Here is a 10,676-nt window from a genome sequence, read left to right on the forward strand (position 1 = left end):
ACATCCATCATGAAAAAACATCTTTATTTACTATCAATCTATACATTGCTCACTGCATGTGCAACGCAAACCAGCATACAAGAGCAGACATTCATACAAAAAATAGAACCATTTCACGAGCAGAAGGTACTTCAAGCAGAAAAAATAAATGTAAATGAAGTGTTTGCCATTGATGGAATAGAAGTCAAGAAGAACAATATATTTGCAACAGATTCAAGAAATAATAATCAGATGTTGTATCAATATTCACTTCCGGAATTCCAGTGTATTTCCATAGGAGGAAGCAGGGGAGGAGCAGAAAACGAATTTCAGCTCCCCCCTTCCTTCTGCAAGAGCACTTCGGAAAAGGTCTATATTTTCGGATACAATCCATTTGTTATCAAAAGTTTTACATTAGACGGCAACAACCGACTAACCCTTGAAAAGGAGTTCATACTACCTACCTCTACCCCGACAGCAAACTTTATGAATATAGTCAATGACTCATTATTAATATACAGCACGTTTCCTGACAAGCTCAACATTAAAAAAATCAATCTAATATCCCGACAACCCACAGGAGAAATTATTATCGGACAAGAGGAACACAAAGAGATATTTTTTGATGAGAACAAGGGATATTTGGCAGCCAATGACTCTCTGATTATTTATGCCTATACCTATAAAAAGCAAATTGACATCTATGGTATAAACGACATGAAGCTCCGCAAAAGACTTATTGGAAACGAAACCCGCCCTCATATCATAATAGGAGATATCAAAGAAACAATATTTCACCAACGAGAAATAGTCGCACGTAAAAATTACTTTTACATACGATGTCCCAGAGAAAAAGAAGGCTGCTTCATAGAAGTATACGACTATTCCGGACGCTCCATCGCCAAATACGAATTGGACATCCTACTATATGCTTTCAGTATTGACGAAGAGCACAGAACCATATACGGCTATAATAATGACATATTTGAAGAAGGCTTCTTAAAGTATACTTATTAAAAGCCAGAAAGTACTTCTTCTATTTCTTCTTCATCCCTACGGATACGGGCCACCAGTTGTTCAACCGTACTAAACTTCAGCTCCGGACGCATGTAACGAACGAAGGATACCCGTATCGGACTATTATAAATGTCTGCATTGAAATTGAAAATATGGACTTCAATGCTACGGTCCGCTCCATTGGCTAAAGTCGGCCGATAGCCTATGCTTAACATTCCTCCGTACCGGACTCCCTCTAAATGCACATGAACAGCATATACTCCATCGGCAGGAATCAACTTGTCCGAATCGGAAACACGGAGATTAGCCGTAGGAAAACCTATCTTACGCCCCACCTGATAGCCGCCGACAACCGTACCGTCCAAAAAGAAGTCGTATCCCAGATACTCGGCAGCATCCGAAACATTCCCCTTCTGCAACAAACTACGGATAACCGAAGAGCTGACAGTACCCTCCGTCTCAGATGCCTCCTTCCTATAAGAATACGCGCGAGCAAGAAGCACCTCCATACCCAGTTCGCAGCCATAACGCACATAATCCTCAAAACCGTCACTACGGTTATGCCCGAAACGATGGTCGTACCCCACTACCAAAGCTTGTATCTGATAGCGCTCCTTCAGTATGGACATAAATTCCCGTGCCGAAAGCCGGGCTATTTCAGGAGTAAAATCAAACATCATGCAATAATCCACCCCAGTCTTGGCAAGCAGGGAAACTTTCTCATCACAAGTGGTCAATAACTTCGGATGATAATCGGCCTGCATCACTTTACGCGGATGCACCGGGAAAGTCACGACCGATGAAGCAAGCCCACGCCCGGCAGCTACCGCACGCACTTGTTCTATCAAGTAGCGGTGCCCCCGATGTACTCCGTCAAAGAAACCGATAGTGGCTACGTTCGGACGAATGTCAAAGCCCGGAGTCTCACAAACCAACTGCATGTCTCCAGTCCTCATGTGCCTTTGGCGTATAGGTAGAAATACCCAACGCCTCCGCTGTCCGGCAATTGGCCTCAGAATCGTCAATGAAAAGAGTCTCGCTGGGAAGAATGCCAGTCCCATCCAGTACTTTCTGGAATATATCGGCATCCGGTTTTGCCATCTTCATCTCATAAGAGAGATAGATATGCTCAAAAAAGTCCTCCGCACAGAAAGCCTTGTAGCGAAACGCGTGCAGGCACGACCATTGCCAATGGATTTCATTGGTGTTGCTCAGCAAATAGACAACATATTTTTTGCGCAGTTCCAACAGTAAATCCAATTTAAAGGTAGGAATACCCACCAAGAAACTGTTCCAAGCGTCATCTATCCGGGTATCAGTCACCGGTTTCCCAATCTTTCCACGAATCACTTCCCGGAACTCCGCACTGGTAATCAATCCTTTTTCATATTTCTGGAAGAAATCCTGTTGGTGGTAGAGGTCTAACATGACTTCCACATCCGGCAATCCCAGCTTTCTGAAATTCTCTAAACAGAGCTGGCGGTCCAAATCAATCAGGACTCCGCCAAAATCAATAATGAGGTTCTTGATTCCTTTTCTTTTCATCACCTATTTCTGTGTTAAACGTCGGACAAAACGAACAAGTTCACCTATCCACAAGACAAATGAGGTAGAAACGGCAATCGCCATCCAAGTCATAAAATCGAGCGGCACTGTGCGGAACACAGCTCCACCAAACTGTACAATCAGTATCTGTCCACCCAAAATGGCGAGTATAATCAGTTCCATGCCGTAAGATTTGGAAATGCCCTTGAACGCCGAGTCCGAAGTGCCGAACACACGTGCATTGAACAAATTCCAGAACTGAAGCATAACAAAGAACGTGAAAAACACGGTCAGCCGATAGGTAGTCATACCCCCTTCCTCATTGTTAAACCAAAAGAGCATTCCCATAAGCAATACCAGGAAGGCAAAGCCCATTCCCAGAATGTAATACCTCATGGACTTGGTTATAATGAAATCCGTACTCTTACGTGGCTTTTCCTTCATCACGCTCTCACTGGGCGGAATGGACGCCAGAGCCAAGGCCGCAAACGTATCCATAATCAGGTTTACCCACAACATCTGCGTGACAGTCAAAGGAAGCGTCGTACCCACCAATGAGCCTAGAAGAACGATAAACAAAGCCACAAAATTGATAGTCAGCTGAAAAACAATGAAACGCTGTATATTTTTATATAAAGAACGTCCCCACATCACAGCCGTACCTATACTGTTGAAGGAGTCATCCAGCAGCGTGATGTCGCTGGCCTCCTTGGCAACGGAAGTTCCGGTACCCATCGAAAGACCCACTTGCGCATGGTTCAGCGCAGGAGCATCATTCGTACCGTCACCCGTCACAGCCACTACCGCACCTTTCTGCTGCAACAGTTGTACCAGACGCTGCTTGTCTGTGGGGCGTGCACGCGACATTATCTTCAAATCCATCACACGGTCCAATGCCTCCTCATCCGTCAATTCGGCAAATGCAGCTCCCGTAATGCGATTCTTTTCCGTATCCTCCGGTTTCCACAGACCAATCTGACGTGCTATCTCGGTAGCCGTGCCCGGTGTATCTCCCGTCACAATCTTCACTCCGATACCCGCCGACTGGCATTTGGCAACGGCCGCAGGCACATCCGGACGGATAGGATCACTGATGGCAACCACACCGAGGAACGACAAGTCATTTTCAGCAACCAATGACACACAATCAGACGCTTCCGCATCATCCACAATCTTGAATGCAAAGCCAAGTGTACGCATAGCCATATTCTGGTAGTTGAGCAACTGAGCCTCCACTGTAGAACGGTATTCCACCGCATCCACACGCTTGCCGTCCAACATGACATCCTTGCATTTACCCAAAACAATCTCGGGAGCTCCCTTCACATACAGCACCTTCTTCCCAATCAGGGGGGATTGCACCAGGGTAGCCATGAATTTCCTTTCCGTAGAGAAAGTCAGCTGGTCGATAACCGTAGCTTTCTCACGCAGCGCCAGATAGTCGCATCCTTGGCTGTTCAGCCAAAGCAGCAGTGCCACCTCCGTGGGGTTACCCACCCCTTTCGGCTTCTCGCCAGTCACTTCTTCTTCCAGAAAAGCAGTGGAGTTAGCACTGATACCTTCCATTACCAGCTTGCTGAGGTCATCATTCCCCAGCTGCCCGTTATTCTTCAAACCATAGAAATTGGGTTCATGCACCTGCATCAGATTCTGGGTCAATGTACCGGTCTTGTCGGTACAAATCACTGTAATGGCTCCCATCGTCTCGCATGCATGCATCTTGCGCACCAGGTTGTTGGTGGAGAGCATGCGGCGCATATTCAACGCCAGACTGAGTGTCACGCTCATCGGCAAGCCTTCGGGCACAGCCACCACAATCAGGGTAACTGCCATCATAAAGTATTGCAAAGTAGCCTGCAAGGCCGGCAGCCAATCACGGAAAGTATAGAATGAAGAAAAGTCATAGACCAGTAACACATCTTTTACAAAGGAAATGAGAAAAGCCAGACCAGCCACGGAAAAACCTATCTTTCCAATCAAGTTAGCCAATTTGGACAACTGGATATTCAACGGAGTAGGCTCCGTATTCTGTTCGGTACTTTGACGTGCCACTTTACCGATTTCCGTAGCATCACCCACAGCCTCCACACGCATGGTGCCATGTCCGTCCACCACCGTTGTACCGCGCAAAATGCGATTGGAAGCATACGTAGCCTCTTCGTCAAAGTCTGCTTCTACGGTAGTTTTCGTCACTACCGGTTCACCGGTCAGATTCGATTCATTCACTTGCAGGGAAATAGCTTCCAGCAATTCACCGTCTGCCGGAACCTCTTCACCGGTTTCCAGCACCACTATATCACCCACCACTACATCTTTACGGGGAATCTCCTGCACATGTCCGTTACGAATTACTTTCACCAAAGTTTCTTCGTTCACTGCGTTCAGCAAATCAAACTTCTTTCCGGCATCATACTCAAAGAAGAAACCGATACTGGTAGCCAGCAGAATGGCCACTATAATGCCGATAGTCTCGGCATATTCATTCTCTACAATGGAAATAATCAAAGAAAACAGAGCGGCAACCAGCAATACCCTTACTACGGGGTCCTCAAACTTCTCCAGATACAATTTCCATAAGGAAGGCCGTTTAGGAGGCGTCAATAAATTTACTCCATGTTCGTCGCGGCTCTTCCGCACTTGTTCGTCGGTCAGTCCGACATGATAATAATCATCCTTTATTGCAGTCATGCAAGTCTTTTCAGGTTTTAATTTCAAAACGCAAAAGTACAACAATAATCCGGGAAAACAATACCGAGATAATTCTTTCAGAACAGAATCACATGGCCCTTTCATTTTATTGCTCAACAACAAAACAAATAAACCGCGGGAATGTTATTATAAAAGAATCAATAAAAAAGGAAAGTTATGGAAAAGTACATTTGCACCGTATGCGATTACGTCTATGATCCCGAACTGGGAGATCCTGAAAATGGAATAGAACCGGGAACATCTTTCGAAGACCTTCCCGAAGATTGGGTCTGCCCTCTGTGTGGAGTAGGTAAAGAAGAATTTGAGAAAGCGTCCTAAGACGCTTTCTTTTCTTTTATATCGCTGCTGGCTTCCACTACATTCACCACATAGTCGCCCAGCTTTTCACATTCCGCAATGATGTCCATATAATAGACGCCCATCTGATAATCATATTCCTTGTTGTTCACATCCAGAATATTCTGGTTCTTCAACTGGTTGCGGTAATTATTGATTTCGTTTTCTACGTTGAAGGATTTATTCACATCAACAATTTGGTTCTCGGAACGTTCCACAACCTTAATCATCTGCGACAAGGCGTCATCCGTCAGTTTCATCATGAAGTGGACATGGCCGTATTGTTTCTCCGTAAAGTCCTTATTGGTCTGCCGCTTCCGGCTGATGGTACGGGCAAGGTTGTAACAACTGTCGCCGATGCTCTCTATCTCAGTCACCTCGCGCAGCATGGCACGTATCTGCAACTTACTTTCCGAACTCAAGCGTCCTTCCGACACTTGATTCAGGTAGTTGGCTATTTCCAGTTCCATGCTGTCACTGATATTCTCATATTTCTCGATGCGGCTGAACAGTTTGTTGAAGTCATCGTCCTTCTCCGTGTGCAACAAGTCCTTCACCATTCCGAACATGCGGTGTGTACGTTCGGCAAACAAATGGATTTCCTTTCGCGCTTCCAGAATAGAAAGTTCGGCAGTAGAAAGCAACCCTCGGGAGATGAAGCGCAAACGATATTCCTCGTCCGAATCTTTCAGCGGCAACAGCATGCAGACAATCCGCTCGATGGCCTTCACAAACCAGATGAGCAACAACACATTGAACACATTGAACGCCGTATGGAAAGCAGACAGTTCAAAAGCCACACGGGTAGCAGGGTCTGTCTGGTGCATCACATCCGCCACAAACCACGAAACGCAACGGGTGAAGGGGTGGAAAACGACGAGCACCATAATGACACCAAACACATTGAACAGCAAATGGGCCAATGCTGCCCGCCTCGCCTGCGTATTACCGGTCAATGCCGCCAGATTGGCGGTAATCGTCGTACCGATGTTCTGCCCCATGGCAAGTGCCGCACCCAGCTCAAAGCTAATCCATCCGTTAGCACACATGATAAGGGTAATGGCCATGGTGGCTGCCGAAGCCTGTACAATCATTGTGATGACCGCCCCCACCAGCACAAATATCAATATGGAAAGAAAACCAAGGTCAGTCCACTCCTGCACAAAAGCCAACATCTCCGGATTCTTGCCCAAATCCGGAGAATAGACCTGCAAGTAAGAAAGTCCCATAAAAAGGAATGAAAAACCAAAGATGAATTCACCGATGGACTTCCGGGTACTCTTCTGAGAAAAGAGAAGCGGGATACCTATCGCCAACAGCGGAAGAGCAAAAGCAGCGATATCGACTTTAAACCCGAAAACCGAAATAAGCCATGCAGTGACCGTAGTACCCACGTTAGCTCCCATAATCACACCGATGGACTGGGAGAGAGTAAGCAAACCTGCATTAACGAAACTCACCACCATGACCGTGGTTGCCGAAGAGGATTGGATGAGCGCGGTAATCAAAATACCAGTCAGCACGCCGGTCACCCTATTGGTTGTCATTGCGGTCAGAATCGTCCGCAATCTGTCACCGGCAAATTTTTGCAGCCCCTCACTCATGATTTTCATTCCGTAGAGAAACAATGCCAATGAGCCGAGTAGCTTTAAAAAATCATAAAAAGAATATTCCATCTTTAATTATTTAAGGTGTTTCATTCTTTCATGTGTTATAATGTCCTATATTTAACGTATTAATTCACAAAAACAGAACAATATGGAACACATGTTACAAATTTGTTGCAAAAATAACAATATTTCCCAGAAGTTCCCTATCGGGAGCTCACTTTTGGACATTTATTCCGGTTTTAATCTTGATTTTCCCTATCAGGTGGTCAGTGCAAAAGTCAACAACCGTTCCGAAGGACTGAGCTTCCGGGTATACAACAATAAGGACGTAGAGTTTCTCGACATACGCGATTCCTCAGGCATGCGCACATACGTCCGTTCCCTCTGCTTCATTCTTTATAAAGCAGTCAGCGAACTGTTCCCGGAAGGGAAACTGTTTGTCGAGCATCCGGTATCCAAAGGATATTTCTGCAACTTGCGCATCAGCCGTCCTATCGAGTTGGAAGATGTTACAGCAATCAAGAAACGGATGCAGGAAATCATCGCCGAGGACATCCCCTACCACCGTATCGAATGCCACACCGCTGAAGCTGTGCGCATCTTCAGCGAACGGGGCATGGACGACAAGGTGAAACTGCTGGAAACCTCCGGCTCCCTCTACACCTACTATTACACACTGGGCGATACCATAGACTACTATTACGGCAACCTGCTGCCAAGTACCGGATATGTCTGGCTGTTTGACATCGTGAAATATTACGACGGCCTGCTGCTGCGCATCCCCGACAAGGCAAATCCAAACGTTCTGGAAGAGGTGGTGAAGCAAGAGAAAATGCTCGACGTGTTCAAGGAACATCTGCACTGGAACTACATCATGGGACTGAGCAACGTAGGCGATTTCAACATGGCTTGCGAAGAAGGTCATGCCACCGACCTCATTAATGTGGCCGAAGCCCTGCAAGAAAAGAAGATAGCCCAAATAGCCGATGATATTTACCACCGCAGCGAAAACGGGAACCGCGTGAAACTCGTGCTCATATCCGGTCCCTCATCCTCCGGAAAGACCACCTTCAGCAAGCGCCTCAGCGTACAGTTGATGACCAATGGCCTGCGTCCCTATCCCATCTCGCTGGACAACTACTTCGTAGACCGAGAAAACACCCCCCGCGACGCAAACGGCAATTACGACTACGAATCACTCCACGCCCTCGACCTCGAGCTCTTCAACACCCAGCTACAGGCACTGCTCCGCGGCGAGGAAGTAGAACTGCCCCGTTTCAATTTCACTCTTGGGAAGAAAGAGTATAAAGGAGACAAGCTGCGCATCGACGAACATACCATCCTCATTCTGGAAGGCATCCATGCCCTGAATCCCGAACTAACCCCACAGATTCCCACCGCCAGCAAATACAAAATTTATGTATCTGCTCTGACCACTATCTCGCTGGACGACCACAACTGGATTCCAACTACGGACAACCGTCTGCTACGCCGCATCATCCGCGACTTCAATTACCGCGGCTATTCGGCACAAGAAACCATCTCACGCTGGCCCAGTGTACGTGCCGGCGAAGACAAATGGATATTTCCCTATCAAGAAAACGCCGATGTCATGTTCAACTCTGCCCTATTGTTCGAATTTGCCGTGCTCCGTTGCCATGCCGAACCTATTCTGAGCAGCGTTCCCCGCAACTGTCCGGAATATGCAGAAGCGTACCGGTTACTGAAATTCATCAAATACTTCACTCCCGTACAGGACAAAGAAATTCCACCTACATCCTTATTGAGAGAATTTTTAGGAGGCAGCAGTTTTAAATACTGAGTTTTTATCCTACCTTTGTAGGCCAATAAAAACAAACTTACACATGAAAAAAATAATTTCGATATGTCTGCTGGTTGCCTTATGTATTTGCAGCCAGACTCATGCACAGAGCCGTGCAGACGAACTCATGAAGCAAGCGCAAGAAAGCTTGGAAAAAAAAGAGTATATCAGGGCGCGCTATCTTTTCCTGCAAGCCTACAACTCTTTTTCCACCCACGACAAGTACGAAAAAGCCGTGGAATGCGGCATCAATGCCAGTGCCCTCTATCATCGGGAAAATTATTATAAAGAGGCTTTCGAATTGTTGCGCGGTGCCGAGCAAATGGTGAACAACGGTGAACAGAAGAGCGAAAAGACCATGCCCGACCTACACTTCCGCATCAGCAAAGAACGCCTGCAGATGTACATCAACCTGAAGAACCCGGCACGTGCCAAAGAGCAACTGGCCCGACTGGAGGAAACCGCCAAGGCTTCGCGCAACGATTCCCTGAACAACGACCTGCTTTATACGCAGGCCAATTATTATTACACCTTCGGCATGAATGCGCAAGGCGATGCCGCCATCAACCGGTTGATAGGGCAATACAAGGAACTGAAAAGCTATGACAAAGTGAACGAGTGCTACAAGACGCTCATCGGCATAGCCCGAAAGGCCAATAACGCCGGACTGGTGGCACGCACCTACGACAAGTACATCCTATGGACTGACTCCGTAAAGGCACTTACGGCACAAGACGAACTGAACGTCCTGAAGCGGAAGTATGACGAAAGCCTGGTCACCATTCAGGAGAAAGACGACTCTCTGAGCGCCAAGCAATACATCATCATCGGTCTCTGCGTATTGGCTGCCATCCTTGCCGCAGTCCTGATATTCGGCACCATCGTATTGTTGCGCTTCATCGTCCTTACCCGCAAGCAGAAGAAAACCATCAGCATCGCCAACGAGCACAACGAACTGAAAACAAAATTCATTCAGAACATTTCCGCCCAGATGGAGCCGACACTGGATACACTCGACGCTTCGCTGCCCGGAGTAAAAGCCCTGCATACATTCTCCAACCACATTCAGGAACTGTCCGAACTGGAAAGCACCTTGTCCGAACCTTACGAAATGCAGGAAAAGAACATTTCCACCTTCTGCGAGAGCATCATGGACAAAATCAAGGGAAAGACACAGGAAGACGTCACCCTTGCCGTCAATGCTCCCAAGCTGAATGTTAAAATCAATCCCGAACAATTGGAACGTATCTTGCTCCACCTGTTGGAGAACGCTGCCCAATATACTCCCGCCGGTGGTAAGATATGGCTGGACTTCAAAAAACGCGGTGCGCGCACCCACCAGTTCATCGTCAGTGATACCGGTTGCGGCATTCCCGAAGAGCAATGCGAAAACATCTTCAAGCCCTTCACCGAAGTAAAGGACCTGACGCAAGGCGACGGCCTGGGACTGCCCATCTGCTCACTGATAGCCACCAAGATGAACGGCAGCCTGACACTGGACAGCGGATACAGCAAGGGAGCACGGTTTATACTGGAGCTACACGCATAAAACATCATTCTACTATCCATCGGCATTGCAGCCGAGGTTGTGTCAAAATGCTGGCACAACCTTTTTTTATGCGCAAAGCCCGGACTTTCCCAAGCCCAGGCTTTGTTAT

8 protein-coding genes are annotated in these 10,676 nt (G+C 47.1%); 4 read left to right on the top strand and 4 right to left on the bottom strand.

Features of this window, described 5'->3' with window-relative positions:
* Positions 1-9 precede the first annotated feature (9 nt).
* Positions 10-996, top strand: a complete 987-nt coding sequence (locus M1B78_RS15675; RefSeq protein WP_257941172.1) for a TolB-like 6-bladed beta-propeller domain-containing protein — start codon at positions 10-12, stop codon at positions 994-996.
* Here the strand turns inward: M1B78_RS15675 and M1B78_RS15680 are convergent.
* The 3 genes from M1B78_RS15680 to M1B78_RS15690 are packed head-to-tail and all read right to left on the bottom strand — an operon-like array spanning position 993 to position 5,229.
* On the bottom strand, positions 993-1,937 hold the full coding sequence (locus tag M1B78_RS15680) for a bifunctional riboflavin kinase/FAD synthetase (protein WP_257941179.1): 945 nt from the start codon (positions 1,935-1,937) through the stop codon (positions 993-995). The two genes, M1B78_RS15675 and M1B78_RS15680, sit on opposite strands and share 4 nt — an antisense overlap.
* The gene (locus M1B78_RS15685; RefSeq protein ID WP_257941173.1) at positions 1,921-2,541 is read right to left on the bottom strand and encodes an HAD family hydrolase; all 621 of its coding nucleotides are present in this window, start codon (positions 2,539-2,541) and stop codon (positions 1,921-1,923) included. The genes M1B78_RS15680 and M1B78_RS15685 overlap by 17 nt, the downstream gene beginning before the upstream one ends.
* A 3-nt stretch (positions 2,542-2,544) precedes the next feature.
* On the bottom strand, positions 2,545-5,229 hold the full coding sequence (locus M1B78_RS15690; protein ID WP_257941175.1) for a calcium-translocating P-type ATPase, PMCA-type: 2,685 nt from the start codon (positions 5,227-5,229) through the stop codon (positions 2,545-2,547).
* A 177-nt stretch (positions 5,230-5,406) separates the two neighbouring features.
* Between M1B78_RS15690 and rd the strand changes: the two genes are divergently transcribed.
* On the top strand, positions 5,407-5,568 hold the full coding sequence (gene rd, locus M1B78_RS15695; protein WP_005830549.1) for a rubredoxin: 162 nt from the start codon (positions 5,407-5,409) through the stop codon (positions 5,566-5,568).
* Here rd and M1B78_RS15700 read toward each other — a convergent pair.
* Complete coding sequence (locus M1B78_RS15700; RefSeq protein ID WP_257941176.1) at positions 5,565-7,262, bottom strand: Na/Pi cotransporter family protein; 1,698 nt, start codon at positions 7,260-7,262, stop codon at positions 5,565-5,567. The genes rd and M1B78_RS15700 overlap by 4 nt on opposite strands.
* Positions 7,263-7,344: 82 nt before the next feature.
* On the opposite strand from M1B78_RS15700, the gene M1B78_RS15705 reads away from it, so the two are divergent.
* Positions 7,345-9,018: a nucleoside kinase gene (locus M1B78_RS15705; protein WP_257941177.1), complete on the top strand. Its 1,674-nt coding sequence runs from the start codon at positions 7,345-7,347 to the stop codon at positions 9,016-9,018.
* A gap of 43 nt (positions 9,019-9,061) precedes the next feature.
* The gene (locus M1B78_RS15710; RefSeq protein WP_257941178.1) at positions 9,062-10,567 is read left to right on the top strand and encodes a sensor histidine kinase; all 1,506 of its coding nucleotides are present in this window, start codon (positions 9,062-9,064) and stop codon (positions 10,565-10,567) included.
* Positions 10,568-10,676: the final 109 nt, after the last annotated feature.

This window comes from Bacteroides muris (ex Fokt et al. 2023), from assembly GCF_024704895.1.
Classification (GTDB): Bacteria; Bacteroidota; Bacteroidia; order Bacteroidales; family Bacteroidaceae; genus Bacteroides; species Bacteroides muris.